Raw genomic sequence first — 25,438 nt, forward strand, 5'->3', positions numbered from 1 at the left:
GGAGTGCCGCGACGGCTGGCCATCGTGGAATGGCGCGACGGCCGCCCTCGACTCCCTCACGTCGCGCTGCGTTCGCTCGCCTCCCGCAGGTCGCGCTCCACCGCCCGGTCGAACGCCGGGTCCGGCTCACCGTCCCTGTTGCCCGGGCGGCCGGCTCGGAGGAATTCGCGCCAGCGTTCCTGACTCCAGTCGGCGGGCGCCGTGGTGGCCATGAAGTCCTCGACCAGGGCGCGGAAACGCACGGGGTCGGTGTGGAAGGGGAAGTGCCCGGCACCCTCGAAGATCTCCAGGCGGCTGCCGGGCATGGCCGCGTGGGCGCCGTAGGCGTGGTCCACGGGGACGACGCTGTCCCGCGAGCCCCACAGCAGGAGGGTGGGCATGCCCTGCGTCAGATAGCAGCGGTCCAGCATCGTGACGACCTGGCCGCGCCAGTCGACCACCGCCCTCAGCGTGCTGACGAAGGCGCTGCGGGAGGTGGCGTCGGGAAGGGCGTCCACGAGGTCGATCAGTTCGCCCGCGTCCTGGCCGAGGTCGGTGTCGAGCAGCTTGATCAGCCGGGTGAAGAAGCCGACCTGGCTGCGCATGCCGGGCAGGCGCAGCGTGGAGAGCATCAGGTCGGCGCCGGGGAGGGACACCGCTCGCAGCACGGGGTTGACCTCCCGTCCCACGCCGCCCGCGCTGACCAGGATCAGCCGGTCGGTGCGCTCGGGGTACTGGTAGGCGAACTGCATGGCCACGCCACCGCCGAGCGAGTGGCCGACCAGGGTGGCGCGTTCGATGCCCAGGACGCCCAGCAGGTCGCGGATGCCGTTGGCGTACGCGGCCACCGAGTAGTCGGCGCGGGGCTTGTCCGAGGCGCCGTGTCCGAGGAGGTCCGGGGCGATCACGGTGTGGTGGCGGGCGAGCTCGGGGATGAGGTCCGCCCAGGTCGCGGAGGAGTCACCGATGCCGTGGATGAGCAGGATGACGGGCCCCTCCCCCGCCATCCGATAGGCACGGCGGTAGCCGTGGATGATCCGGTGGGACAGCCCCACGCTGTGCTCGGTCTGTCGTCCGCGTACTGGTGCGCCGGCCACGGCACCGCCTCCGTCTGCTGCTCCGACGATTCCCGAGCGAGGGTAGAAAGCTCCCGCACCGAGCGGATTACCGGGACGTTTCAGGCGGCGCCCGGGTGTGGTCCGGGGCGGCCATCCGGTGCCCCGGCATTCGTAACACGCGTGCGCCGGTCCCACCGGCAGACGCGCCCTGTGCTCGTCGCGGCACCACCAGTGGGGGCAACGCCCCTGCGGCGAGCACGGTTTCGTGCGTGCTGGACCTCGGCGGTGCGGGGCCGTGGCGGGTCCGGGCGCCGTGGTTGCGCACTCCACCGGTAAAGGTGGCTGACCAGCCGGCCGGAGATGCCCTGCGAGCCCTCGGCCGCGGGGATCCGGGGCCGGCCACGGCGCTGGTCGCCCGGATGGGGCGGGACCTCCTCGCCCATTGGCGGGGCGAGGAGGAGGGGCTCTTCGCGGTGATGGGCGGTGACCCCGAGTACGCCGGCCACATCGGCTCCCTGGTGCGGGAGCACCGCGAGCTCGCCGCGGTCCTCGGCCGTGTCGATCCGGGCCGCGCCGAGGACGTCGTACAGCTCCGGGAGGCCGTCGACGAGCTGCACCGGCACATCGCGAAGGAGGAGGACGGCCTGTTCCCCGCCTCGCTCACCGCGCTCTCCGGGGAGGAGTGGGACCGCTCCGTTGCGGCGTGGCGGGCGGCGCACCCGGACGCGCCCGGCGGCCTGGGACTCCCGTGAGTCGGGCGGCCGGGCGCGGGGGTGGCCGCCGATCAGCGGAGGGCGGGCCGGCGGCCCGCGGGCGGCCGATCCGTAGGTCAGGAATAGAAGTTGCGCTGCCACCGGTGCTCGGCCAGGACAGCGAGCTGATCGGGCGTGAGGGCTCGGCCGTCGCTCAAGGCGGTGTTCCGCTCGACGTTGCGGACGGAGCGCATGCCCGGGATCACCGTGGAGACGGCGGGCGAGCTCAGCACGAACCGCAGCGCGTTCTCGGCGATCTCGTCGGGGGCGATGCCCAGCTCCGCGACGATCGCGGCGACCCGCCGCTCCACCTCCGCGGGACGGTCGCCGCGGAAGTAGCGGTTGCGCCAGTCCCCCTCGGGGAACGTCGTGCCGGCGGTGATGCGACCGGTGAGTCCGCCCTCGTCCAGTGCCACCCGCACGATGACGCCGACGCCGTGCTCCTGGCAGGCAGGCAGGAATTCGTCGGCGGGGGCCTGGTCGAAGACGTTGTAGATGACCTGCACGCTGTCGACGACCCCGCTGCGCACGAGTGCGAGTGCGGTATCGGGCCGGTGGTCGTTGACGGAGACGCCGAACAGGCGGATCTTGCCCTCCTGCTTCAGTTCGGCGATCGTCTCCAGCCAGTCGCCGCGGCCGATCCATACGTCGTTCCAGACGTGGAACTGCAGTACGTCGAAGTGGTCGAGGCCGGACGCGCGGAGGCTGGTCTCCAGGCTCGTACGGATGTGTCCGCCGGGGAACGCGTCGTCCGGGTCCACCCCGTCGTGCGCCGGCCATGTCCTGTTCTTCGGCGGCACCTTGGTCGCGACCAGTACCTCGTCGCCGGTCCGTCCACGGACGAATCGGCCGACGATGCGCTCACTCTCACCGTATCCGCGGGCCGTGTCGATGAGGTTCACCCCGAGGTCGACGGCCCGGTTCAGAGCGCGTACGGACTCGTCCTCGGTCGCCCCGACCCAACTGGACTCACCGATGCCCCAGGCGCCGTATCCGATCTCGGACACCCGTAGTCCACTACGCCCCAGCTCGCGATAACGCACGCTCGTCCTCCACCTCGTGACAGTGCTTCCCGTCGGGGAAACAGGTTGACGATAGGCGAGCCGGGCGACCCGGTCACCCGGTTTCCCGGGGCACGAGGAGCGCCTTCCGGCCCGCGTCGGGGGCGCACGCCACGCGGCGCGGAGCGCCTCAGGTGTGACGCGCGCCCGGCCGCTGCGAGCCTGCTGACCCCCATGGCCCCCTGGGGGATACCCCCCAGACAAGTCGGGGCCTGGCTGCATCGTCCGGGGGACGCGTCGTCCCTAGGTTGTGGGGTGGAATCGGAACACCGTTACGCACCCATCCCGGAGGCTCTCCCGTGACCGCCCCAGCGCACCTGCCGACGCAGCGCACCACCCGTCCGCTCGTCTCGGCCTTCGTGCGGTTCGTCGTGTGCGGCGGCGGTGTCGGCCTGGCAGCCAGTGGTGCGCTGGTGCTGCTCGGCGAGCGGGTACCGCTGGCCCTCGCCAACGCCGTGGTCACCGTCGTGTCCACGGTGATCGCGACGGAGCTGCACAGCCGGATCTCCTTCCGGAGCGCACAGGGCGGCTGGCGGGTCCACCTGCGGTCCGGGCTGACGGTGGCGGTGAGTTACGCGTTCACCACCGGCGCCCTGCTCGTGCTGCACGCCGTGCAGGAGTCACCGTCCGCGCTCGTCGAACAGGGCGTGTACCTGTCGGCGTCCGCGGTGGCGGGGGTCGGGCGGTTCGCGGTGCTGCGGCTGGTGGTCTTCGTCCCGGCCGCCGCGCCGTCGCGGACCCCCGCCCTCACCGGGCGGGAGATGGCCGTCGCGGCCTGAGCCGCCCGGGCCGTGCGTCCGCCCCCAAGAGCCCGCCTACCCTGCGGACGCTCCGTGAAGGTGGAGCGCCCAGAGCAGCGCGCCGAGGGACGCGGTGTGGAGAACGGCGCGGACGGTGTTCCACCTGACCCAGCGGTCCTCGAACGCTGCCCGCGCGTCCCGGAGCAGGTCGGCGCCCGCGTCGAGCGGGACCTTGTCGAGCGCGTCGTTGAGCGGGACGTTCCGGGTGCCGGTGACGAGGAACGCCGCCGCGTACAGCGCCAGTGCCGCGACGATCCACGGCAGGCCGCCCGGGCTGTGCCCTTTCGCGGCGAGGACGGTGGCCAGCACGAGCAGGGGCAGGGGCAGCAGGAAGGGGAGGAGGAACCAGCCGTTGAGGATGGCCCTGTTGATGTGCTGCATGCTCTGGACGAAGGTACGGTCCTCGCCTCGGGAGAGGCCGGGCATGACGGCGTACGCGAAGGCGCAGAACAGCCCGGCCATCAGGGCGGCGCCCACCGCCGAGGCGAGGAGCGCCGTGGTCAGCAGTGTTCTCATGCGTGCTCCGATTCCGGCCCCACGGCCTCGGTCGACGTATCGGACTGCGGCCCCGCCGGGGGCCGGTGATCGTGCCCACCGCACCCAGGGCCACCTCGGCGGAACACCGCATGGGGCTGGCGTGCGCACTGCGCTGAATATCTATCAGCTTTGCTTCTCGTCAGGTCAGTCGGCGTTGCGACCGACCGACGGCCCGCTTGCCCCGGACGCCCGGAGAGGGCCGGACCACGCGCGGGACGGACAGTCCGGGACGAGGCCCTCGACCCCGTCGCGGCTACTTCCTCCGGCACGACCCGCCCCACCTGGCGTCGGGCCCGCCCCGCCCGCTGACCTCCCGGGGCGGACCGCCCCCGGCCGGGCACGGAGGGCGGGGCGCGGAGGGCGGAGTGCCGTTCCGGTAACGCCCGCACACAGCACGGTCACACTTATGCCATACGATGCGCACACCTGTTCGCAGTTCTTCCGTTTGAGGATGCCCACGTCATGTTTTCCGGTGTCACGTCCCGCCCAGCACGCCACATCTCCGCCGCCGTAGCCCTTCTCGCGATCGGCGCGGTGGGCTGTGCCGATGTCATCGACAGCGCCAAGGACGGCGCCAAGAAGGTCGTGCGTCAGCGGTCGGTCTTCTCGCTCACTCCCGGCGACTGCTACAACCCGAACGCGGGGGTGGCCGAAAGCGAGGAGTCCAGCGTCGAGGTCGTGCCGTGCACGGAGGCGCACAAGGGCCAGGTCGTCGGCGAGTTCTCCATCGACGGGAAGTCGGAGTACCCCGGGGACGACGAACTGTCGAAGATCGCCGACAAGGGCTGCCCTCCGGAGACGCAGAAGTTCGTCTCCGATCCCTGGGCGGTCCCCGAAGGCGTCGGACTCTTCATCTACTACCCCACCAAGGTGAGTTGGGGGACCGGCGACCGATCCGTGAGCTGCACGTACGCCAAGGAGTCGGGCACGTTCTCCGGCTCGCTCAAGGACACGTCGCTCAATGCCGACCAGCTCGCCTACCTCAAGGGTGCGGACGCCGTGTACCAGGCGTTCTGGAACAACCAGCCCGAGGCCGACCAGATCGAGAAGGACCTGCCCGGCTACAAGAAGCAGGCCAAGGCCGTCTCCAAGGCCCTGGACGCCCATCTCGCCTCGCTGAAGAGCGTGGACAAGCCGGAGACCGTCAAGCTCCGCACCCAGCTCGGGGAGACCGCCGAAGCGTGGGAGGACGCCGCCTCCGCCGGCAGCACCGACGACTTCTACATCGCGTACGACATGGCGTTCACGGGCATCGACCCGCAGAAGTCCGTCGCCGCCCGCAAGGAACTGAAGCTGGCCACCACCGTCCCGGCCGACGACGCCGAGGTCTGGGCGAGCTGACCCCGACGACGGACCCCCGGCGGGGCCGGGCAGGCACTGCCCGGCCCCGCACGGGAGGATGTCCGGCAGGGCGGGAGGGGCGCCCCGGTCCGCACGCGAGGATGTCCGGCCCCGCACGGGAGGATGTCCGGCAGGGCGGGAGAGGCGCCCCGGTCCGCACGCGAGGATGTCCGGGCCCGCACGCGAGGATGTCCGGACCGGGCGGTCCCCGCCTTCCCCTACGGACACCTTCCCTACGGACAAGGACCAGCGGTGAGCCCTGACGCCTCCCCCTTCCAGCTCGTGCCCGGCGCCCCCGGATCGCCGGTGGTGCTCCACGTCCCGCACTCCTCCCGGACGATCCCGGAGCATGTCCGCCACGGCATCGTGCTGGACGACGAGGCGCTGGAAGGCGAACTCGACCACATCACGGACTCCCACACGGCCGAACTGGCCGCCGGCGCGTCCACGGAGTGCGCGGTGACACCCTGGCGCTTCGTCAACGGCCTGTCCCGGCTGGTCGTCGACCCCGAGCGCTTCCCCGACGACCGGGAGGAGATGCTGGCCGTCGGCATGGGGGCCGTCTACACCCGCACCACGCACCGGGCGCGGCTCCGCCCTCCAGGTGCGGAGCCTGAGCCTCTGCTCGACCGCTGGTTCCACCCGTACGCCGGGGCGATGTCCGCGGCCGTGGACGGACGCCTCGCCGCCACGGGACGCGCGGTCGTCATCGACGTCCACTCCTATCCGTCCACCGCGCTCCCGTACGAACTGCACGGCGCCGGTCCGCGCCCTCCGGTCTGCCTGGGCACCGACGGCTTCCACACTCCGCCCGGGCTTCTGGCCCGGGCGGAGGCGGCGTTCGCCGGATTCGGCGGAACGGGGCTCGACAGCCCCTTCCCCGGTACGTACGTGCCGCTGAAGCACTACGGGAGGGACCCGCGGGTCTCCGCGCTGATGATCGAGATCCGGCGCGACCTCTACATGACCGAGCCCGGCGGCCCGGCCGGGCCGGGGCTCGGCACGCTTGCCTCGGCACTGGCCGTGCTGGTGGACAGCCTCGGGGACCTCTGACCAGGCGGCTACCTGGGCCTGGCGTAGGGCCGGGTCATGATCTCCATGTTGTGGCCGTCCGGGTCCTTGAAATAAGCACCCCGACCACCGAAGAGGCGGTTGATCTGCCCGGGTTCGGTGTGCCGGGGATCCGCGTAGTGGGTGACCTCCAGTGCGCGGAGCCGGGCGATCATGGTGTCGAACTGTGCGTCGGGGACGAGGAAGGCGTAGTGCTGCGACTGCACCGGCTCGTCCCGCAGCTCGTAGTAGTCGAGCGTCACGCCGTTCCCCAGGTCGACGGGGAGGAACGGCCCGAACGGGGAGCCGACCTCCAGGCCCAGGACCGCGGCGATGAACTCGGCCGACAGGCTGCGGTCGCTGGCGTACACGGCGTGGTGGTCGAGTTGGACGACGTCCACGCCCTGCCGGCTGCGGTCCGTGTCCTGCTGCTGTGTGCGGGTCATGTCTGTCACGTCTCCGTGTCGTGGATTCCGCTGGGAGGGGGCGCCGCGTACGGGCGCCGGGCGGGAGGACACGACAGGGCGGCGGGGCTCGAGCCCGCCGCGCACTCACGCAGCGGCCGGGCAGCGCTCTCGTACGTGGCCCATGGCCGACCCGGCAGTCACGAGAGCGATCCTAGAGGAAACGGCCCGGGCCGTCACGGGAGTTCGGCGGGGACGTGACGTCAGAAGAAGACGCCGCACCTCAGCAGCACGTTGGCGTACGGCCGTGCCTCTCCCGTGCGGACCACCAGGCGGGCGGACGAGGTGAGTCCCTTCAGCCGCTCGTGCGACACGTGGGCCAGGTCCGGGAGACGGGCGGCCAGGAGACGGGCGGTCTCCGGGTTGGCCTCCCGGATCTCCTCGGCCGCCGTGGCGCCTTCCACGACCAGTTCGTCCAGCAGCCCGTCCAGGACCTCCGCGAACGACGGGACCCCCGCCCGGAAGGCGAGATCGACGACCTGCGGCCCCGGCGGGATGGGCATGCCCACGTCGCATATCAGGACGCCGTCGCCGTGGCCGAGTCCGGCCAGGGCTCCCGCGAGGTGACGGTTCAGGATGCCTGACTTCTTCACAGTGCCGAGACCTCTTCCGCGGTCGGGAAGGACGCCTGCGCGCCCTGCTTGGTGACGGCTGCCGCGCCGACCCGTACGGCGAACGCGGCGGCCTCGGTCAGCTCTTCGCCCAGGCCGAGCCGCCATGCGAGCGCCGCGGTGAACGCGTCACCCGCACCCGTCGTGTCCACGGCCTCGACCCGGGGGCTCGGCAGGTGTACGGGACTTCCGCCACGCGTGTCGGAGACCAGCGCGCCCTCCGCGCCCAGGGTGATCACCACCGACCTGGGGCCGAGCGCGGTGAGTGCCCGCGCCCAGGACTCCGGCGAGCTGCCGGCACTCTCCCCCAGGATGAAGCGCGCCTCGTGCTCGTTGACCACCAGCGGGTCGCACGCGGCCAGTACCTCGTCGGGGAGGGGTGCGGGCGGCGACGGGTTGAGGACCAGGCGCGCGCCCGGACCGAGGGCGCGCGCCGTCTCCGCGACGGTGTCCAGCGGGATCTCCAGCTGTACGGAGACGACCCGGGCCGAGGCGAACAGGGGCCCCGCGGCCCTGATGTCCCCGGGGGTGAGCCGGGCGTTGGCTCCCGGGGACACGACGATGCTGTTGTCGCCCGAGGGGTCGACGGTGATGAGGGCGACACCGGTGGGTGCCCCGCCGACGAGGACTCCGCCGGTGTCGACTCCCGCCTCCTGCTGCGAGGCGCGCAGCAGCCGTCCGTGGGCGTCGTCGCCGACCCGGGCCAGCAGCGCCGTCCGGGCGCCGAGGCGGGCGGCGGCCACCGCCTGGTTGGCGCCCTTGCCGCCGGGGTGGACGGCGAGGTCGGAGCCGAGCACCGTCTCCCCCGGCCCGGGGCGGCGGTCCACACCGACGACCAGGTCGGCGTTGGCCGAGCCGACGACCAGGAGGTCGTAGCGGGAGGGCGCGGAGGCCGCGGATTCATCGTTCCCGTACATCTGGATCGTGCCTTCCGTGCTCAGGAGAAGTCGGCGACGTTCTGCCGGGTGACGACCTTGACCGGCACCTTCACCATGCTGTCGACCTTCTTGCCGTCGGCCGCCCGGACCGCGTTCCGTACGGCGATCTTCCCGAGCTCCTTGGGCTGCTGGGCCACGGACGCGTAGAGGGTGCCCGCTCCGACCGCCGTCAGGCCGTCGGGGGTGCCGTCGAAGCCGACGACAGGGACGGACTTCCCGGCCTTGCTGCCCAGTGCCTTGACCGCGCCGAGCGCCATCTCGTCGTTCTCGGCGAAGACGCCGTTGATGCCGGGGTGCGACTGGAGCAGGTTGGTCATGACGTCCAGGCCCTTGGTGCGGTCGAAGTCGGCCGGCTGCGTCGCCACGACCTTGATGCCCGGGTAGGCCTTGATGCCGGCGGCGAAGCCCGCGCCGCGCTCACGGCTGGCCGAGGTTCCGGCCGTGCCCTGGAGGACGATGATGCTGCCCTTGCCGCCGAGCCGGTCGGCGAGTGTCTTCGCGGCGAGCCTGCCGCCCGCGACGTTGTCGGAGGCGACGAGCGTGGCGGTCTCGGCCTTGTTGACTCCCCGGTCGGCGGCGACCACGGGGATGCCGGCCTCGTTGGCACCGCGGACACCGGGTCCGACGGCGTCGGAGTCGACCGGGTTGACGATGACGGAGTCCACCCCGGAACTGGTGAAGTTCTCCAGCTGGTTGGCCTGCTGCGAGGCATCGTTCTGGGCGTCGGTGACGGTGAGGTCCACCCCGGCCGTCTTCGCCTCCTCCTGAGCGCCCTCCTTCATCTGGACGAAGAAGGGGTTGTTCAGGGTGGAGAGCGACATGCCCACCTTGGTGGTGTCTGCGGTGGAACCGGACTTGAAGAACGTCACCGCCGCGATGACGGCGGCCACGCAGACCACCGCGATCCCCGCCTGCATCGCTCCCCTACGGCCCTTTCCGGGTGCTCCGGGCGCGGCGGACGAGCCGCCTGCGGAAGAGGCTCCGGACCCGGCCTTGCGGCGCAGCGTGTCCAGCAGCACCGCGAGGGCGATGACGACACCGATGACGACCTGCTGCCAGAAGGCGGACACGGACAGGAGGTTGAGGCCGTTGCGCAGCACGGCGAGGATCAGTGCGCCGATCAGGGTGCCGGAGGCCTTGCCGACGCCGCCCGCGAGGCTGGCGCCGCCGATGACGACCGCGGCGATCGCGTCGAGCTCGTACCCCTGCGCCGCCTGCGGCTGTGCGGAGACCAGACGGGAGGCGAGGACGATCCCCGCGACGGCGGCGAAGAGGCCGGACAGGGCGTAGATGGCCAGCTTCTGCTTCTTGACGCGCAGTCCGGAGAGCCGGGCCGCTTCCTCGTTGCCGCCGATGGCGTACATGGAGCGGCCGATGTAGGTGCGGGCCAGGATGAGTGCCGCTATCAGGCCCATCGCGATCATCACGAGGACCGGGACGGGCAGCCAGCCGCCGAGTGTGTCGCCGAGCACGGAGACGGAGTCGGGGAAGGGGATCGGCCTGCCCTGGGAGATGACCAGGGACAGTCCGCGGGCCACCGAGAGCATGGCCAGCGTCGCGATGAACGAGGGCAGCTTGCCGTACGCGACGAGGGCGCCGCTGACGAAGCCGCAGGCGATGCCGGTGGCCACGGCGATGATGACCGCCAGCCAGACGGGGACGCCCGCGGACGTCGCCGACCAGGCCAGGACGGTCGCGGAGAGCGCGGCGACCGAGCCGACGGAGAGATCGATGCCCGCGGAGACGATGACGAAGGTGACACCGAACGCGAGGATCGCGGTCACGGCGGCCTGGACACCGACGTTCAGCAGGTTCTGGGTGGTGAGGAAGTCGCCGGAGAGCAGCGACATCGCCACCAGGAGGACGACCAGGGCGCTGAGGGCGCCGTTGTCGAGCAGGAGGCGGCGCAGGGTGTGTCCGGCGCCGCCCGCGCCCGCCTTGCTCGGATGCGTGTCAGTGGCCACGGGGGCTCTCCTCTGCGTTCTCGGTGTGCTCGTCGTCCTCGGTGGACGGGGCTGTCACGGGGGCGCCGCTGACGGCGAGTGCCATCACGGCGTCCTGGGTGGCTTCGTGGGCGGGGAGTTCTCCGGCGATGCGGCCCTGGGTCATGACGAGGACCCGGTCGCTCATCCCGAGGACCTCGGGCAGGTCGCTGGAGATCATCAGGACGGCGTGTCCGGACGCCGTCAGCGCGTTGACGAGCTGGTAGATCTCGACCTTGGCGCCGACGTCGATCCCGCGCGTGGGCTCGTCGAGGATCAGGACCCTGGTGTCGGCCAGGAGCCACTTGCCGATGACGACCTTCTGCTGGTTGCCGCCGGACAGGGTGCGCACGTGCTGGCCGAGGCCCGACATCCGTACGCCGAGCTGCTCGGCCATGCGGGCGGCCGCGGCGCGCTGCCCCTTGACGTCGACGAGTCCGGAGCGGGTCGCCGAGCGGAGGGTGACCAGGCCGAGGTTCTCCTGCACGGAGGCGTCGAGGACGAGGCCCTGGCCCTTGCGGTCCTCGGGGACGAGCCCGATCCCGGCGCCCATGGCGGCGGTCACGTCGTGCTTGCCGAGGCGCTCGCCGCCCACGTCGACGGTGCCGGTGTCGTAGGGGTCGGCGCCGAAGACGGCGCGGGCGACCTCCGTGCGGCCCGCTCCGACGAGTCCGGCGAGGCCGACGACCTCACCGGCCCTCACATCGAAGCTGATGTCGTGGAACACCCCGTCGCGGGTGAGCCCGCGCACGGAGAGCAACGTCGGTCCCGTTTCCGGGCGTTCGCGCGGATACTGCTGTTCGATGCTGCGTCCCACCATGAGCTGTACGAGCTCCGCCTCGGGGGTCGAGGCGGGCACCTGGTCGATGCTGCGGCCGTCGCGCAGGACGGTGACCCGGTCGCCGAGGGCGGCGATCTCGTCGAGGTGGTGGGTGATGAAGACGATGCCGACACCGTCGGCGCGCAGCTGCCGCACGATCCCGAAGAGCTTGTCGACCTCCTCGGAGGTCAGGACCGCCGTCGGTTCGTCCATGATCAGGACGCGTGCGTCCAGGCTGAGCGCCTTCGCGATCTCGACCATCTGCAGCCGGGCGATGCCCAGTTCACGGACCCTGGCCCGGGGCGAGATGTGCAGACCGACGCGGCGCAGGAGCACCTCGGCGTCGGCTTCCATGCGCCGGCGGTCGATCATGCCGAATCGGCGCGGCTGGCGGCCGAGGAAGATGTTCTCGGCGACCGTCAGATCGGGTACCAGGTTGAACTCCTGGTAGATCGTGGCGATTCCGAGCTTCTCGGCGTCCTGGGCGCCGTGGATGCGCACGTCCCGGCCGCCCGCGAGGATCCGGCCGGCGTCCGGGCGGTAGGCGCCGGAGAGCATCTTGATGAGGGTGCTCTTGCCCGCGCCGTTCTCACCGAGCAGGACGTGCACTTCGCCGCTGCGCAGGTCGAAGTCGACACTGTCCAGGGCGACGACACCGGGGAAGGTCTTGCGTACGCCTTCTATGCGCAGCAACTCGACTGATTCGCTCACTCGTTGCTCCCGGGGGTGGAGGTGCGCTCGCCGCAGGAGCTGCGTACGACGAGGCGGGCGGGCAGGGTGACGGACTGCGGGGGGCGGCCTTCGACGATGTCGACCAGCGCGCGCACGGCCGCGCGGCCGAGGTCGCCCGTCGGCTGGGCGATCGCGGTGATCGGCGGGCCGGTGTGGACGAACCACGGGATGTCGTCGAACGCCGCGATCCCGATGTCCTCGGGGACGCGCAGACCGCGTGCGCGGATGGCGTCCAGGGCGCCGAGCGCCATGAGGTTGTCGGCGGCGAACACGATCTCGGGCGGGTCGGGGAGCGACAGGAAGTGCTCGGTGGCCCGCCGCCCGCTGTCGGCCTGGAAGTCGCCCTGTCCGATGTAGGCGTCGGGGAGGGCGAGCCCGTGGGTCCGCATCGCCTCCCGGAACGCCTCGACGCGCTCGTCGCCCGTGGTGGTGGCCGCGGGGCCCGCGATGATGGCGAGCCTGCGGTGGCCGAGGGCGTGCAGGTGGGCGACCAGGTCCTGGATGGCGCGGTGGCCGTCCGCACGGACGACGGGGACGTCCACCCCGGGCACCCACCGGTCCACGAAGACCATCGGGGTGCCGGCGCGGGCGACGTCCCGCAGCAGGGAGGACTCGCCGTCGGCGGGCGAGACCAGCAGTCCGTCGATCCTGCGGTCCAGGAGCGTGCGGACGTGGTCGTCCTGCTGCTCGGTCCGCTCGTCGGCGTTGCCGATGATCACGCTGTAGCCGAGGGCGCGGGCCTCCTCCTCCACGGAGCGGGCCAGCGCGGTGAAGTACGGGTTGAGCACGTCACTGATGACGAGCCCGAGCGTGCGCGTCTGGTCGGTGCGCAGCGAGCGGGCCACGGCGTTGGGCCGGTAGCCGAGGGCCTCGACGGCGGCGAGGACGCGTCTGCGCGCGTCCGGGCTGACGGAGGGATGGCTGTTGAGGACGCGGGAGACCGTGGCGACAGAGACTCCTGCCTGGGCCGCGACATCCTTGATGCTCGCCATTTCCGGACCACCTCCTTGTGGTTTCCGTGAGCCTCGAAACCAGCGGAACGGGCCGTGGAATCGATTACACGGATGATTGGAATCGATTACATGGCGGAAATCAACCCCCTGAGCGACGCCCGAGGCCGGATTGTGATGCACCACTCCCTCTCCACGCTTCGCCTGCGGCTGGCCGTAATCCGAGCTCCGAGACACCACCGAGACGATCCGGAGAGGTGCCGCCGGTTCCATCACCCCGGGCCCATCCGGCCCGGCACGGCGGTGACACGAGCACTGGAGGCGCGATGGACGGCGGGGCAGGCAGAGACACGGCGAGCGGGCGCGGGCCCGGGAACCGCAGTCGGGCGGCAAGGGGTGTGCGGTGGTGGTCCCGCTGCGCCGCCCTGGCCGCGGCCGCCGTGAGCGCCGCTCTGCTGACGGCACCCACGGCCCAGGCGGCGCCCGTGGCCGCGCAGGCCGCACCCTGTCCCCAACTCCCCTGCGAGGGAGCGGATCCGGGTCAGGTGACCGCGTGGCAGTCCGGCGGGGCGCCGAAGGTCCTGAAGCAGACGACCCTCGCCTCAGGAACCAAGATCATCCAGTACACCGGCAAGCCGGCCTGGGACGCCTCCGGCGCCCGTACCTACACCTGGGCCGAGGTGCGCTTCGGCACCGGGGTGCAGAACGGCCGGCTGTGGCTGCGCACCGAGGACAACTGGGGCGACGGCATCAACATCATCACGACTCTGCAGCACCCGCGTTCGTACCGCGCCACCACCGGCACCACCGGCATGTTCCTGTACTCGACCTCGGTCCCCCAGGGCACGTACGCCAACGGCGCCTGCGTCACCGACGGCAGCGAGCGGGGGTGCCTCAACCAGTACGCCGCCGAGGTCGTCCCGCTGGGGCCGTGCGAGGGCTGGTGCGCCGAGATCGCCGACCCGGTGGCGGTCCGGCAGTCCGACTGGTCGTACGTGGAGCGCTCCGAGTACGACCGGGTCGAACTGCCGTCGGGCGCGTCCGTGCAGCAGGTGGCCGGACGCCTGAAGCAGGGCAGCTACCTGGGCTGGGCGGAGGGCGAGCTGCCCTCGGGTGGTCGCTTCTGGCTGGAGGCGTGGCAGGGCGAGGGCCGCTGGGGCCACGTGTACTCCGCGTTCCCGCGTGACGGCGCCTCCCGCACGGCGACGGGCTCCACCCGGGCGTTCTCCTGGCTGCCGGAACTACGGGCCTGCGTCAGCGACGCGACGGGCACGGAGTGCACCAGGGACGAGGACTTCATGGCGACGACCCCGCCCGAGGCTCCGTGCAGCACGCTTCCGTGCACGGGGATCGACCCGGCGAGCGTCACCGAGTGGATGCCGAACTACGAGGGCCGCGTCGTGGAGGACGCGAACATCTACCTGGGGGGCCGGTTCAAGATCTACGAGGGCCGTCCTGCCTGGGACCCGTACCACATGTACTACTGGGGCGAGGCGGAGCTCCCGCCGGGCCGCAACGACGTCTCGGCCACGCTCATGAAACACGCGTCGAGCGGTGCCGACTCCCGGACCGCCCACCCCGTGCCACTGCCCGGCGGCCGGCTGACCGCGTCGGGCACGACGAAGATGGTCGCGCTGGACCCGCTGTCCGGGGACGAGATAGCCGGGCTGGTGGTGGACGGCAAGAAGTGGGCGTTCGCCACCCAGCAGGGGAACAACATCGACAATACGTCGGTCCAGGGCCCGGTCGGCCTGTGCGCCCCGGGGCAGACGTGTGACGGGATCTCCCCGAGCGCTGTCACCACCTGGTCGGCCAAGGCGACGGAGTGGGCGGCTGCGGCCCTGCCGAACGGTGCCCGCGTCACCCTGTCCGGCGGCCGCCCCGACTGGTCCGTGACCGACCACTACGCCTGGGCGCACTCGGACACGGCGGGCGTCACGGTGTGGCTGGAGGACAAGCAGTCCGGCGGGACGTACGCGAAGGTCGCCGACGCCGACAAACTGAAGGCGACCGACGGCCGCTGGGTGCGGGCCTGCCTGAGCGACGGGACGACGACGAAGTGCACGACGCCCACGTCGTGACCCACGCATCGTGACCCACGCGGTGTGACCCCCCGGCGGGGCGGACGGCGTGGGTCGCGAGAGCGCCGCGAACGGCCCGCACAACGCGAAGAACCCCAGCAGAGCTGGGGTTCTTCGTCATACATGGTGTCCGAGGGGGGACTTGAACCCCCACGCCCGATAAAGGGCACTAGCACCTCAAGCTAGCGCGTCTGCCATTCCGCCACCCGGACAAGGTGTCTGTCGTTCCGGGGTGTTCCCCGTGGCGACAAAGAAAACAATACCAGGGGTTTGGGGCGCCCCTCACCTGCGTTTTCGATGGTCAGTGGGGTGCGGTCGCCGACCCGGCCGGGATGTTCACGCTCCGTGGCGCATCGCGTGCACAACGTGCTTCCGGGCTACCTTCGCGGCATGAGTGGCAAGAGTGAGCGAGCGGGCCGGCAGCTGCGGGAAGGGTTGCGCGACACCTTCTGGTTGGCTCCGGCCGTGGGGCTCGTGGGCAGCTTCGTCGTGTGGTGGGTCCTCGCCGAGCTCGACACCAGGATCGTCGCCCACCTCCAGGAGGAAGGGTCCTACGCGGAGCTGGAGGATCTCCTCGCCTTCACCGGGGACGCCCGGACGGTGGTCACCACGGTCAGCGCGGCGATGATGACGTTCATCGGTGTCGTGTTCAGCATCTCGCTGGTCGCCGTCCAGATGGCGAGCGGGCAGCTCACCCCACGCGTGGTCCGCATCTTCGTGCGGAGCAGGATCAGCAAGCTGACACTGACGGTGTTCCTCGCGACCTTCGCGTTCTCGCTGCTGGTGCTGACCTCGTACGAGGGCGGGACCGATCCGGACCCACGGCGGGTGACGTCGGCGCCCCTGCTGCAGAGTCTGATGACCTTGGGGCTGGTGGGCCTGAGCCTCCTGCTGTTCGTCGCGTACGTCTCGTCCACCCTGCGGCTCATGCGGGTCGGGCCCGTCCTTGACCACATCGCCCGTGAGTCGCTGCGCGCGATGGAGCAACAGCCCGGGGAACCGGCGCAGGCGGTACCGCCTGCGGGGCCCGGGACGGCGCACATCGCGCACCGGGGGCGGGCAGGGGTGCTCCGGAGCGTGCGAGTGGCAAAGCTGGTGCGGGCCGCGGAACGGCAGGGGGTCGTGCTGCGACTGGTGCCCCGGATCGGGGACTTCCTGGTGCCGGGCACACCGGTCCTGACGGTGTACGGCGGGACCGCCCCGCCGCCGCGCGCGCTGAGCCGCACGGCCCTCGTCGGGGTCGAGCGCACGGTGCACCAGGATCCGGCCTTCGGCCTGCGCCAGCTGTCGGACATCGCGCTGCGGGCCCTGTCGACCTCCGTGAACGATCCGACCACCGCGGTGCAGTGCCTGGACCGGATCGTGCAGCTCCTCTCGGTCGCCGTACGTCTCCCACTGGCCCCCCTGCACCATCGCGACCGGCGGGGCGATGTGCGCCTCGTCCAGGAGGTGCCGGGATGGACGGATCTCGTGGACCTGGCGTTCGAGGAGATCCGGTGGTGCGCGACCCGGAGTCCGCAGGTCACGCGGAGGCTGCTGGCAGCGTTCGACGATCTGACACTGCTCGCGGCCGAGGAGCGCAGGACGCCGCTGCTCAGGCACCGTGCCCTCCTGGTGGAGGCGGTGGAGCGCACCGTGCCCGAGGCGGCCGGGCGCGCGTTCGCGCTGCGCCCGGACCGTCAGGGGATCGGCTGACACGGTCTCCGGCTCCGGTGGCGGGGCCATCCTCCCGATGTCCGCCGCGATGACCGCGGACCACTTCGGGGAGGACGCAGCCTGCTCACCGGGACCGCGCCGGCCCCGGTGAGCAGGGAGACCGACCGGCCGCACACCAGCGGCACACGCGTGGGGCCCGGTTCAGGAGAACCGGGCCCCACGCGTATATGTGCGATCAGTCCCCGCAACGGCTCTCACGGAGCGAGTGCAGGTGCTCGCTGGACTTGCGGGCGAAGGCGAGGGACTCGACCGGGTTGTCGTGCTCGGTCTGCCAGTGGTGGTACGTGCGGCCCCGGTGGGTCCGCGCGGTGACCCGGCTCAGGAAGTTCTTGTAGTCGATGTCCCCGTCACCGACGTCCGTCATGTCGTAGCCGTCGACGGCGGAGTCGTTCCGGGTTCCGTCCTTGACGTGGAAGAGGGGGTAGCGGTCGGGCTGCTTGAGCACGTAGTCGATGGGGTTGAAGGGCGCCGGTGTACCGTCCACCCGCTTGCCGAAGCGGAACTGGGCGCAGAACGCCCAGTAGATGTCCATCTCCAGGTAGACAAGGTCGGGGTCGGTCTCGGCGAGCAGGACGTCGTAGAGCCGCACCTTCGGCTTGTCGGTGGCGAAGGAGAACTCCTCCGCGTGGTTGTGCTGGTAGAACTTCATGCCACGCTTGCGGGCGGCGGCGCCGTAGGTGTTGAAGTCCTCCGCCGCGCGCTTCCAGCCGTCCACCGTGGAGCCGTAGCGGAAGGGGCCGGAGGCGGTGCCGATGTGCTTGAGGCCGAGGGCCTCCGCCTCGTCGAGGACCTTGGTGAGGTTCTGCGCGAAGGAGTAGGCGTCGGGGTTGTTGTCGTCGTAGTAATTGACGTGGCTGCCGATGGGGTTGAGGCCGTGGTCCTTCGCCAGCCTCTTGAGCTGGGCGAGGGTGATGGCGCCGGCCGAGCCCTGGGTGTACCCGGCGAACTCGATCTCGTCGTAGCCGTACTTCTCGAGTTCGGCGAAGACGGGGCCGAAGCCGAGTGTGGAGACCTTGTCGCGAAGGCTGTAGAGCTGGATTCCGAGGCGGCCGGGAGGCAGCACGGCACGGCCCTTGCCGTGGCCGTGGCCCTTCCCGTGGTCGTGTCCCTGGCCTGCCTGCGGTCCCGTCGCCTGGGCGGCGGCGCCGCTGAGGAGGGTCGCGGCCGTGGCTCCCGCGGCGACGCCCAGGACGTTGCGGCGGCTCAGTCTGCGCGCGAGCTCGGGGTCCTTCGGAGTGCGGCTCATGATCACAGATCTCCTTGTGAACGTGCGGGTGGGGGTGGATTGTCAGTGAAGTCCGGCGAGCTGGAGGAGCAGGGACTTCACTTCGGTGGCCTGGACTCGGCCGCCGAAGGCTCGGGGGGTGGAGCAGAGGATGAGCGGACCTTCCTCGTCGTCCGTGGGGAGGCGTCCGTGGCTGCCGCGGATCGGTGAGGGGTCGAGGGGGACGACCGCCATGCGGTAGCGCATCCCCAGCTTCTTGCGCGCGACGGCGGAGACCGCCTTGACCCGTACGTAGGGGTCCTGGGGGTCCATGAAGAGTTCCACGGGGTCGTAGCCCGGCTTTCGGTGGATCTCGACGAGCTGCGCAAAGTCGGGCGCCCGGTCGTCGTCGAGCCAGTAGTAGTACGTGAACCAGGCGTCCTTCTCCGCGATGGCGACGAGCTCTCCGGAACGGGGATGGTCCAGGTGGTGGGCCTTCTTGCCCTCGTCGTCGAGGAGCTCCGCGATGCCGGGAAGGCCGGCGAGGGCCTTCCGGGTCGCTTCGAGGTCCTCGGGCCGGCGTACGTAGACGTGGGCGAGCTGGTGGTCGGCGACGGCGAAGGCACGCGAGGCCATCGGATCGAGGTACTCCATCCCGTCCTGGGTGTGGACCTCCAGGAGGCCGGCCCTGCGCAGGGCGCGGTTGATGTCGACGGGCCGGTCGACACGGGTGATGCCGTATTCGGAGAGGGCGACGACGGTGCGCCCCGCGGCCCTGGCGTCGTCGAGCAGCGGCGCCACGGCGCGGTCGAGGTCGGCCGCGGCCCGGTGGGAGCGGGGGTCGTCGGGGCCGAAGCGCTGGAGGTCGTAGTCGAGGTGCGGGAGGTAGCAGAGGGCCAGGTCGGGGGTGCGGGTGGCCATGATGTGGCGGGTGGCGTCGATGATCCACTGCGAGGAGACGAGATCGGCTCCGGGGCCCCAGAAGTGGAAGAGGGGGAAGGTACCGAGCTTCTCCGTCAGTTCGTCGTGCAGCTCCGGGGGCCGTGTGTAGCAGTCGGGCTCCTTGCGGCCGTCGGCGTAGTACACGGGCCGGGGCGTGACGGTCCAGTCGGTGTCGGCGCCCATCGCGTACCACCAGCAGATGTTGGCGACGGTGTAGCCGGGGTGGGCGCGCCGGGCGGCGTCCCAGAGCTTGTCCCCCTCGACGAGCCCGTTGTGCTGGCGCCACAGGAGGACGTCTCCGAGCTCACGGAAGTACCAGCCGTTGGCGACGATGCCGTGCTCGGCGGGGGTGGTGCCGGTGAGGAAGGTGGACTGGGCGGCGCAGGTGACGGCGGGCAGGACGGTGGAGAGGGGCGCCTGCGATCCGGCCATGGCCCGGAGGTTCGGCATGTGCCGGAGCAGCTGCGGAGTGAGGCCGACGACGTCGAGGACGAGGAGCGGGGTGGGGCGGGTGCCGGATTCCGGTGCGGTCACGGGAGCTCCTTCAATCCGAGGTCGACGAGGAGGTCGCGGGCGAGGGTGAGTTCGGCGGCGATGCCGTCGGCGAGCTGGGTGCGGTTGCGGGGCCGCAGCTCGGCGGGGAGCGCCTGCCAGGTGTACGTCTCGACTTCGAGGTGCCGGGTCAGGGGCACCGGCCCGCCGACGAGCCTGGTCAGCACGGAGCGCAGGACGGGGAGGGTGGAGGTGAGCGGCGGCGCGGGAGGCGCGTGGAGCGGGACGTGGAAGTGGGAACGCCAGGGCGAGCCGTCCGGGAGCGCTCCGCCGGACACCGCCTCGTCGAGGTCGTCGGTGCCCTGGAGGCCCGAGGCGGTGAGGGTGCGCGTCTGGTGCAGGAAGCGGGGCTCGGCGAAGGCACCGAGGGCGGCGCGCACTTCGGGCAGGTGCGGGTGTTCGGCGTGGAGCGCCGCGGAGAGCTGGGCCTTGGCGACGGGGACCCCGGCCGTGCTCAGGGCGTCGAGTGCGGTGTCGGGGTCCTCGAAGGACGTGGCGAGGTGGCAGGTGTCGACGCAGACGCCGATGCGGTCGTGGCCCACCGCGGTGAGGGGCCCGATGGCGTCCGCGGTGGTCTCCACCGTGCAGCCCGGTTCGGGTTCGAGACCGATCCTGATGGACTTGCCGGTGAGCTCGGAGAGGGCGTCGAGCCGCTGCGCGAGGGTCCTGAGCGCCTTCTGCGCGGTCCCGGCCGCTGTGGGGTCGTCGGCGAACGGGGTGCGCCAGGCGATCGGCAGGGTGGAGATCGTGCCGTCGGTGACGTCGTCGGGGAGCAGGGCGGCGAGCAGCCGGGCGAGATCGGTGGTGTGGGCGAGCCGCTCGGGATCGGTCCAGTCCGGTGTGTAGACGCGGTACTTGACCTCCTGGGCGCCGAAGCCCTCGTAGGGGAAGCCGTTGAGGGTGACCACCTCCAGGCCGCGGTGGTCGAGCTCGCCGCGCAGCGACCGCAGCGCGGCGGGATCGTTGATCAGGGCGCGGGCGGCGTCCCTGGCGAGCCAGAGGCCGATGCCGATGCGGTCCCGGCCCAGCCGTCTGCGTACGGGCTCGCAGTGGTCGCGGAGCTGGGACCGCACTCCTTCGAGCGTCTCCGCGGGGTGCACGTTGGTGCAGTACGCGAGGTGGACGGTGGAGCCGTCGGGGTGGCGGAAGCGCATGGCTCACTCCCCGCCGCGGAGGATGGAGTTGCCTTCGTGGAGCGGGCCGGGCGCGGTGACGCCGAGCTGGAGCCGGCCGCTCTGCCCGTAGAAGGCGACGGGGTTGCGCCAGAGCACCTTGTCGACGTCGTCCTCGTCGAATCCGGCCTTCAGCATGGTGTCGGCGACCTTGCGGGTCTTCAGCGGGTCGCTCTTGCCCCAGTCCGCCGCCGAGTTGACGAGGATCCTGTCGGTGCCGTGGTCGCGCAGGACCGTGATCATGCGGTCCTCGTCCATCTTGGTGTCCGGATAGATGGAGAATCCGGCCCAGCAGCCGCTGTCGAGGGCGTCCTTGACGGTCGTCTCGTTGAGGTGGTCCAGGAGGACGAACTCCGGGGCGAGGTCCGACTCGCGGATGACGTCGATGGTGCGGTGGAGACCGGCGAGCTTGTCGCGGTGCGGGGTGTGGACGAGCGCGGGAAGTCCGTGGTCGGCGGCGAGCTGGAGCTGGGTGGTGAGGGCCGTGTCCTCCGCGGGGGTCATCGAGTCGTAGCCGATCTCACCGACGGCGACGACGGAGTCCTTGAGGAGGTAGCGCGGCAGGGCGTCCAGGACGGGGGTGCAGCGGGGGTCGTTCGCCTCCTTGGGGTTGAGCGCGAGCGTGCAGTGGTGGGCTATGCCGTACTGCGAGGCGCGGAAGGGCTCCCAGCCGAGGAGCGCGTCGAAGTAGTCGAAGAAGCTGGCGGGCGAGGTGCGGGGCTGGCCGAGCCAGAAGGAGGGTTCGACGAGGGCGCGGACGCCGGCGTCGTACATCGCCTGGTAGTCGTCCGTGGTGCGGGAGGTCATGTGGATGTGGGGGTCGAAGATCCTCATCAGAATTCCTCCGTGGACGTGGGGGCGGGGACGGGCGCCGGGGCCGTGAGAGCGAGGACGGTCCGCAGGCCGGCGGGGACTTCGCGGCCGGCCGCCGTACGCTCGGCCGCGAAGTCGCCGAGCATGCGGGCGAGTTCGGCGTCTCCGCGGGCCCGGTCGCCGAGGTGGTCGAGGGCTTCGACGGGGACCTCGGTGAAGAGGCATTTCAGGACGGCGTGGCGCCAGCCGTGCGCGTCGAGATGGGCCGCGCCGTACGGGCCGACGGCCGCGGCGACCAGCCGGGTGTCGTTGGTGCGCAGGGCGTCCTCGACGAGCGGGAGCGCGTCGGCTCCGAGGTCCAGCCGGTGCAGGGTCAGCAGGACGGCGCGGCGTTCGGCGGCCGTTCCCTGCTCGTAGAGGCGGGTGACGGCAGGCGGACCGGCGTGCGCCTCGACGAGCAGCAGCGCACGCACGGAGTCGGCGTACTCGAGTCCGCAGTGCCGTCCCGCCGAAGCGAACCGCAGCTCCCAGGGCGGGTTGCCGCTGTTCGCCCCGGGGTGGGCCGCGGCGTGCGCGGCCTCGGCGAGCGCCTCGTCGAGCCATGCCCTGACGGCTCCCCCGAGCAGGCCGTCGAGTTCCTTGCGGTCGATCAGCACGGTGCGGCTCCGTTCGTCGTCCCGGTCGCCCGGCGCAGGAAGTCGATCGAGCTGCGGGCCAGTTCCGGGCCCGCGTGCGAGTGGCGGGGCAGTTCCACCACCGTGAGGCCTGCGTACCCGGTGGCGGCGAGCGCCTCGAGCACCGGCGGGAAGTCGATCTCCCCGTCACCGAACGGAAGGTGCTCGTGGACGCCGCGCCGCATGTCCTCGATCTGCACGTGGCGCAGCCAGGGCGCCGCTTCCTTCACGCAGTCGACGGGCGATGCGGGTTCCAGGCACTGGCAGTGGCCGATGTCCAGGGTGAGCCCGAGGGGTTCCGGGTCGCCGAGGAGGGTGCGCAGCCGGTGGAAGTCGGCGAGCGTGGCAAGGAGGTGGCCGGGTTCCGGTTCGACGGCGAGCGGGACGCCCGCGCGGGCGGCCGCTTCCAGTACGGGGCCGAGCGCGTCGGTCAGCCGCTGCCACGCGGTGTCGGTGCCGGTGTCCGGCGGGGTGATGCCGCTGAAGCAGTGCACGGCGTGGGCGCCGAGGTCGGCGGCCACGTCGACGGCGCGGAGGAGCAGGGCGATACGCGCCGCACGGGCGTCCGGGTCCGGGTCGAGGAGGGAGGGGCCGTGCTTGCGCCGGGGGTCGAGGACGTAGCGCGCGCCGGTCTCGACCGTGACGCCCAGACCGAGTCCGGCGAGCCTGCGGGCCACCTGGCGGGTGCGGGCGGCGAGGTCCGGGGCGAGCGGGTCGAGGTGCATGTGGTCGAGGGTCAGACCCACCCCGTCGTACCCGAGGTCGGCGAGGAGGCCGAGGGCGTCGTCGAGACGGAGGTCGGTCAGTCCGTTGGTTCCGTAGCCGAGGCGGAGGGTCATGTGGGGCTCACCTTCCGTGCGAGGGTGCGGGCGAGGGGGACGAGCCCCATGACCGCGAGCCCGTTCAGCGGAGCCCCGGCCCTGGCGGCGAGCGCGGCCTGCAGCGGGATCATGGCGCGGATCCCGCCGCCGACAGCCCGCTGGGTGAGGGGCGGGGAGGGGTTCAGCGCGGCGTGGAGGAGGGGGATCGCGGAGGTCCGGAGGTAGGCGCCGGTGAAGGCGGTGAGCAGCAGCCCTCCGGTGGCGTCGCGTGGTCGGGGCGGCTCCCCCGGTGACGGCAATCCGCGCAGGACGGCGGCCCCGAGCGCGGCGACACCGGCCAGCGCCGTCAGCGGTGCCGCCGTTGATCCGCCCTGCGCCTCGTGCCGGGAGACGGCGGTGACGGCGTAGGTGTGCGCGCCGAGGGCGAGCGCGGCGGGGAACGCGGCAGCGGGGGCCTGGGCACGGACCGGTCGTGCGGCGGCGGTGCGTGCGGTCACGGTCGTCGCCGTCCGCACGGCCGGCGGGCTCGCGGCCGGCGCCCCGGTCACCGCAGCCGCCGCGTCCGCCGTCCTCGCCGTCGCCGTCGCCGTCGCGCCCAGCAGCAGGTCCAGGGCGCGGGCTGCGGCCATCGCGGCGGGTCCCAGCTTCGTGTGCTTCAGGTGCAGGTCGTAGGCCCAGACCGTGGCCGCCAGGCCGGACGCCACGGCCAGGGCGGGGCGGCCGGCGCGGGCCGCGAGGGCCAGGCCCGCCGCAGTCAGGGTGCCCGCGGCGGCCAGGGCGGCACCCGGCGCGATGCGGCCCGACGGGATCGGGCGGTGAGGGCGGTCGACGGCGTCCTCCTCGCGGTCCGCCCAGTCGTTGAGAGCCATGCCCGCCTCGTACAGGCACAAGGACGCGCCGACAGCGAGGGCCGTGCCACGGCCGGGACGCAGCCCGGCCGCCGCGGCCCCGGCGAGCGCGTCACCGGGCACAGTGAACAGCGCGGACACCCGCAGCAGCTCCGCCCATGCCCGCAGGCGCGCGCGGCCGCCGGGCCGCCTGTCCGGGGCGGGCGCAGTCCCGCCCGCCCCGGACAGGCTGATCGGGGGGACCCGCACGGGTGCGGCGGGCGCCTGCGGCCCCGCACCGAGCAGGCGGGGGGCTCCGGTCACCGCGGCGAGGAGACGGAGGGGCCTCACCGGTCGGCCCGCAGGCGTTCGGCGAAGGCCAGCAGCGCCGCGTACTGCTCGGGCAGCGCGGCCGGACCGCCGTCCGGGTCCTTGAAGTAGAAGCCCAGCTCGGGCCGCGGGCCGGTCAGGCCCGCCTCGTGCGAGCGGGCCAGCAGCCGGGCCAGGTCCAGGACCAGCGGTGCGGCCAGAGCGGAGTCGCAGCCCTGCCATATCGTCTGGAGGATCATCCGCGAGCCGAGGAACCCGTCGAACGCGATGTGGTCCCACGCCGTCTTCCAGTCCCCCATCGCCGGTACGTCGTCGATGTGGACCTCGCCCTCCGGGGCGGCCCCGAGGGTGTCGGCGAGCACGCGTTCCTTGCCCGCGTTCTTGGCCGCCGCCGCCGCCGGGTCGGCCAGCGCCGCCCCGTCCCCGCCGCCCAGCAGGTTCGTGCCCGACCACGCCCGTACCGGCAGCGCGCGCTGGACGAACATCGGGGCGAGCACGGAGCGGAGCAGCGTCTGGCCGGTCTTGCCGTCGCGTCCGGCGTGGGGAAGCGCGCAGGAGGCGACGGCGTCCTCGAGGTGCGGGCTGCGGAGCCCGGTGGACGGGGTGAAGTTGGCGTACGGACAGCCGGCGCGGAGGGCAGCCGCCGCGTAGAGGGAGCTGGCCGGGAGCCGGGAGTCGTCCTCGCCGGGGGCGGGTTCGGTCGAGGCCACGTTGATGACGACGGTGCGCGCCAGCCCGTTCCGGCGGGTGAAGTCCTGGATGTCGGCGGCGAAGGCCGCGATGAGCTCCTCGTCGGTGCGGGTGTCGCCCGGGAGCGGTCCGCCGGGGCGTATCTCCCTGTCGGCGGCGCCGAGTTCGGCGGCGACGGCGGAGGGCAGACCGTGCGGGAGGACTCCCCCGGCCGCGAGGGCCTCGGCCCGTTTGGGCAGGGGGCAGTCGAGGGTGTCGTGGCCGCCGAAGACCAGGGAGGTCGGCGACGGCAGTCCGGTGCCGGTGAAGGGTGGTGTCTCGGTGACCATGCCGGTCGGCGGGTGGAGCCCGGCCGCGATGGCCGCGCACCCCGCGGTGGCGGTGGTGGCGACGGAGCCGCGAGCTCCGATGAACCAGACTCCGGTACGAGCGGCGTGTGCGGTCACGGGCTGCCTCCCAGGGGGGATGAAGAGGGGTGGTGAGCGGTGGGCGGGGAAGACGTGCTCTTCCCCGCCCACCGCCGGCGCAGGAGGTGGCCGCC

23 protein-coding genes and 1 tRNA gene are annotated in these 25,438 nt (G+C 72.2%); 6 read left to right on the plus strand and 18 right to left on the minus strand.

Going from position 1 to position 25,438, the window contains the following annotated elements; all coding sequences use genetic code 11:
- Nucleotides 1-56: 56 nt before the first annotated feature.
- On the minus strand, nucleotides 57-1,076 hold the full coding sequence (locus tag ACFUNE_RS20590) for an alpha/beta fold hydrolase (RefSeq protein WP_383569707.1): 1,020 nt from the start codon (nucleotides 1,074-1,076) through the stop codon (nucleotides 57-59).
- A gap of 299 nt (nucleotides 1,077-1,375) precedes the next feature.
- On the opposite strand from ACFUNE_RS20590, the gene ACFUNE_RS20595 reads away from it, so the two are divergent.
- Nucleotides 1,376-1,789, plus strand: a complete 414-nt coding sequence (locus ACFUNE_RS20595) for a hemerythrin domain-containing protein (protein ID WP_383569710.1) — start codon at nucleotides 1,376-1,378, stop codon at nucleotides 1,787-1,789.
- A 77-nt stretch (nucleotides 1,790-1,866) separates the two neighbouring features.
- Here ACFUNE_RS20595 and ACFUNE_RS20600 read toward each other — a convergent pair whose 3' ends face one another.
- Nucleotides 1,867-2,832: an aldo/keto reductase gene (locus ACFUNE_RS20600; protein ID WP_383569713.1), complete on the minus strand. Its 966-nt coding sequence runs from the start codon at nucleotides 2,830-2,832 to the stop codon at nucleotides 1,867-1,869.
- A 317-nt stretch (nucleotides 2,833-3,149) separates the two neighbouring features.
- On the opposite strand from ACFUNE_RS20600, the gene ACFUNE_RS20605 reads away from it, so the two are divergent.
- Nucleotides 3,150-3,629, plus strand: coding sequence for a hypothetical protein (locus ACFUNE_RS20605; RefSeq protein WP_383569716.1), 480 nt, complete (start codon nucleotides 3,150-3,152; stop codon nucleotides 3,627-3,629).
- A 36-nt stretch (nucleotides 3,630-3,665) separates the two neighbouring features.
- Here the strand turns inward: ACFUNE_RS20605 and ACFUNE_RS20610 are convergent, their stop codons facing one another.
- Nucleotides 3,666-4,166: a DUF1772 domain-containing protein gene (locus ACFUNE_RS20610; protein WP_383569719.1), complete on the minus strand. Its 501-nt coding sequence runs from the start codon at nucleotides 4,164-4,166 to the stop codon at nucleotides 3,666-3,668.
- Nucleotides 4,167-4,649: 483 nt separating this feature from the next.
- Between ACFUNE_RS20610 and ACFUNE_RS20615 the strand changes: the two genes are divergently transcribed.
- A complete protein-coding gene (locus tag ACFUNE_RS20615; protein ID WP_383569722.1) occupies nucleotides 4,650-5,528 on the plus strand; it encodes a septum formation family protein in 879 nt (292 codons plus the stop codon).
- Nucleotides 5,529-5,780: 252 nt separating this feature from the next.
- Entirely contained in the window at nucleotides 5,781-6,581 is an 801-nt protein-coding gene (locus ACFUNE_RS20620; RefSeq protein ID WP_383569725.1) for an N-formylglutamate amidohydrolase, read from the plus strand.
- Between the two features lie 8 nt (nucleotides 6,582-6,589).
- Here the strand turns inward: ACFUNE_RS20620 and ACFUNE_RS20625 are convergent, their stop codons facing one another.
- The 6 genes from ACFUNE_RS20625 to ACFUNE_RS20650 form a co-directional block, all read right to left on the minus strand.
- Nucleotides 6,590-7,024, minus strand: a complete 435-nt coding sequence (locus tag ACFUNE_RS20625; RefSeq protein WP_383569728.1) for a VOC family protein — start codon at nucleotides 7,022-7,024, stop codon at nucleotides 6,590-6,592.
- A 221-nt stretch (nucleotides 7,025-7,245) separates the two neighbouring features.
- Nucleotides 7,246-7,635, minus strand: a complete 390-nt coding sequence (gene rbsD, locus ACFUNE_RS20630) for a D-ribose pyranase (RefSeq protein WP_383569731.1) — start codon at nucleotides 7,633-7,635, stop codon at nucleotides 7,246-7,248.
- Nucleotides 7,632-8,570 carry a ribokinase gene (locus ACFUNE_RS20635; protein ID WP_383569734.1) on the minus strand — a complete coding sequence of 313 codons (939 nt, stop codon included), beginning with the start codon at nucleotides 8,568-8,570 and terminating at the stop codon, nucleotides 7,632-7,634. Before ACFUNE_RS20635 ends, rbsD begins: the two co-directional genes overlap by 4 nt.
- Nucleotides 8,571-8,590: 20 nt before the next feature.
- The gene (locus ACFUNE_RS20640) at nucleotides 8,591-10,555 is read right to left on the minus strand and encodes a substrate-binding domain-containing protein (protein ID WP_383569736.1); all 1,965 of its coding nucleotides are present in this window, start codon (nucleotides 10,553-10,555) and stop codon (nucleotides 8,591-8,593) included.
- Nucleotides 10,545-12,104: a sugar ABC transporter ATP-binding protein gene (locus tag ACFUNE_RS20645; RefSeq protein ID WP_383569739.1), complete on the minus strand. Its 1,560-nt coding sequence runs from the start codon at nucleotides 12,102-12,104 to the stop codon at nucleotides 10,545-10,547. The genes ACFUNE_RS20640 and ACFUNE_RS20645 overlap by 11 nt, the downstream gene beginning before the upstream one ends.
- A complete protein-coding gene (locus ACFUNE_RS20650; RefSeq protein WP_383569741.1) occupies nucleotides 12,101-13,117 on the minus strand; it encodes a LacI family DNA-binding transcriptional regulator in 1,017 nt (338 codons plus the stop codon). The genes ACFUNE_RS20645 and ACFUNE_RS20650 overlap by 4 nt, the downstream gene beginning before the upstream one ends.
- A 356-nt stretch (nucleotides 13,118-13,473) precedes the next feature.
- Here ACFUNE_RS20650 and ACFUNE_RS20655 point away from each other — a divergent pair, with 356 nt between their 5' ends.
- The gene (locus tag ACFUNE_RS20655; protein ID WP_383569744.1) at nucleotides 13,474-15,156 is read left to right on the plus strand and encodes a hypothetical protein; all 1,683 of its coding nucleotides are present in this window, start codon (nucleotides 13,474-13,476) and stop codon (nucleotides 15,154-15,156) included.
- A gap of 124 nt (nucleotides 15,157-15,280) precedes the next feature.
- Here ACFUNE_RS20655 and ACFUNE_RS20660 read toward each other — a convergent pair.
- A tRNA-Leu gene (locus tag ACFUNE_RS20660) sits at nucleotides 15,281-15,368 on the minus strand.
- Nucleotides 15,369-15,546: 178 nt separating this feature from the next.
- Here ACFUNE_RS20660 and ACFUNE_RS20665 point away from each other — a divergent pair.
- The gene (locus ACFUNE_RS20665; RefSeq protein ID WP_383569747.1) at nucleotides 15,547-16,851 is read left to right on the plus strand and encodes a DUF2254 domain-containing protein; all 1,305 of its coding nucleotides are present in this window, start codon (nucleotides 15,547-15,549) and stop codon (nucleotides 16,849-16,851) included.
- Nucleotides 16,852-17,047: 196 nt separating this feature from the next.
- Here the strand turns inward: ACFUNE_RS20665 and ACFUNE_RS20670 are convergent, their stop codons facing one another.
- From ACFUNE_RS20670 to ACFUNE_RS20705, 8 genes are read right to left on the minus strand one after another with little or no spacing between them, the layout of a single operon-like run.
- On the minus strand, nucleotides 17,048-18,118 hold the full coding sequence (locus ACFUNE_RS20670) for a sugar phosphate isomerase/epimerase family protein (RefSeq protein WP_383569750.1): 1,071 nt from the start codon (nucleotides 18,116-18,118) through the stop codon (nucleotides 17,048-17,050).
- Between the two features lie 42 nt (nucleotides 18,119-18,160).
- Nucleotides 18,161-19,552 (minus strand): alkaline phosphatase family protein, encoded by a 1,392-nt coding sequence (locus tag ACFUNE_RS20675; protein ID WP_383569753.1) that lies wholly within the window; start codon nucleotides 19,550-19,552, stop codon nucleotides 18,161-18,163.
- Nucleotides 19,549-20,724, minus strand: a complete 1,176-nt coding sequence (eboE, locus tag ACFUNE_RS20680) for a metabolite traffic protein EboE (RefSeq protein WP_383569755.1) — start codon at nucleotides 20,722-20,724, stop codon at nucleotides 19,549-19,551. The genes ACFUNE_RS20675 and eboE overlap by 4 nt, the downstream gene beginning before the upstream one ends.
- Before the next feature lie 3 nt (nucleotides 20,725-20,727).
- Entirely contained in the window at nucleotides 20,728-21,576 is an 849-nt protein-coding gene (locus tag ACFUNE_RS20685) for a TatD family hydrolase (RefSeq protein WP_383569758.1), read from the minus strand.
- Nucleotides 21,576-22,211, minus strand: coding sequence for an EboA domain-containing protein (locus ACFUNE_RS20690; protein ID WP_383569761.1), 636 nt, complete (start codon nucleotides 22,209-22,211; stop codon nucleotides 21,576-21,578). Before ACFUNE_RS20690 ends, ACFUNE_RS20685 begins: the two co-directional genes overlap by 1 nt.
- Nucleotides 22,205-23,068 carry a sugar phosphate isomerase/epimerase family protein gene (locus ACFUNE_RS20695; RefSeq protein WP_383569764.1) on the minus strand — a complete coding sequence of 288 codons (864 nt, stop codon included), beginning with the start codon at nucleotides 23,066-23,068 and terminating at the stop codon, nucleotides 22,205-22,207. The genes ACFUNE_RS20690 and ACFUNE_RS20695 overlap by 7 nt, the downstream gene beginning before the upstream one ends.
- Nucleotides 23,065-24,201 (minus strand): SCO3242 family prenyltransferase, encoded by a 1,137-nt coding sequence (locus tag ACFUNE_RS20700; RefSeq protein ID WP_383569767.1) that lies wholly within the window; start codon nucleotides 24,199-24,201, stop codon nucleotides 23,065-23,067. Before ACFUNE_RS20700 ends, ACFUNE_RS20695 begins: the two co-directional genes overlap by 4 nt.
- 23 nt (nucleotides 24,202-24,224) lie before the next feature.
- Nucleotides 24,225-25,343: an inositol-3-phosphate synthase gene (locus ACFUNE_RS20705; protein ID WP_383569770.1), complete on the minus strand. Its 1,119-nt coding sequence runs from the start codon at nucleotides 25,341-25,343 to the stop codon at nucleotides 24,225-24,227.
- Between the last annotated feature and the right edge of the window lie 95 nt (nucleotides 25,344-25,438).

Origin of the sequence: Streptomyces sp. NPDC057287 (assembly GCF_042667905.1) — a bacterium.
Classification (GTDB): Bacteria; Actinomycetota; Actinomycetes; order Streptomycetales; family Streptomycetaceae; genus Streptomyces.

What these genes read in the sequence shown, in the direction of transcription:
- ACFUNE_RS20610 (WP_383569719.1), bottom strand. Translation starts at nt 4,166, where the DNA reads ATGAGAACACTGCTGACCACGGCGCTCCTCGCCTCGGCGGTGGGCGCC.
- ACFUNE_RS20615 (WP_383569722.1), top strand. Translation starts at nt 4,650, where the DNA reads ATGTTTTCCGGTGTCACGTCCCGCCCAGCACGCCACATCTCCGCCGCC.
- ACFUNE_RS20625 (WP_383569728.1), bottom strand. Translation starts at nt 7,024, where the DNA reads ATGACCCGCACACAGCAGCAGGACACGGACCGCAGCCGGCAGGGCGTG.
- ACFUNE_RS20635 (WP_383569734.1), bottom strand. Translation starts at nt 8,570, where the DNA reads ATGTACGGGAACGATGAATCCGCGGCCTCCGCGCCCTCCCGCTACGAC.
- ACFUNE_RS20650 (WP_383569741.1), bottom strand. Translation starts at nt 13,117, where the DNA reads ATGGCGAGCATCAAGGATGTCGCGGCCCAGGCAGGAGTCTCTGTCGCC.
- ACFUNE_RS20665 (WP_383569747.1), top strand. Translation starts at nt 15,547, where the DNA reads ATGAGTGGCAAGAGTGAGCGAGCGGGCCGGCAGCTGCGGGAAGGGTTG.
- ACFUNE_RS20670 (WP_383569750.1), bottom strand. Translation starts at nt 18,118, where the DNA reads ATGAGCCGCACTCCGAAGGACCCCGAGCTCGCGCGCAGACTGAGCCGC.
- eboE (WP_383569755.1), bottom strand. Translation starts at nt 20,724, where the DNA reads ATGCGCTTCCGCCACCCCGACGGCTCCACCGTCCACCTCGCGTACTGC.
- ACFUNE_RS20685 (WP_383569758.1), bottom strand. Translation starts at nt 21,576, where the DNA reads ATGAGGATCTTCGACCCCCACATCCACATGACCTCCCGCACCACGGAC.
- ACFUNE_RS20695 (WP_383569764.1), bottom strand. Translation starts at nt 23,068, where the DNA reads ATGACCCTCCGCCTCGGCTACGGAACCAACGGACTGACCGACCTCCGT.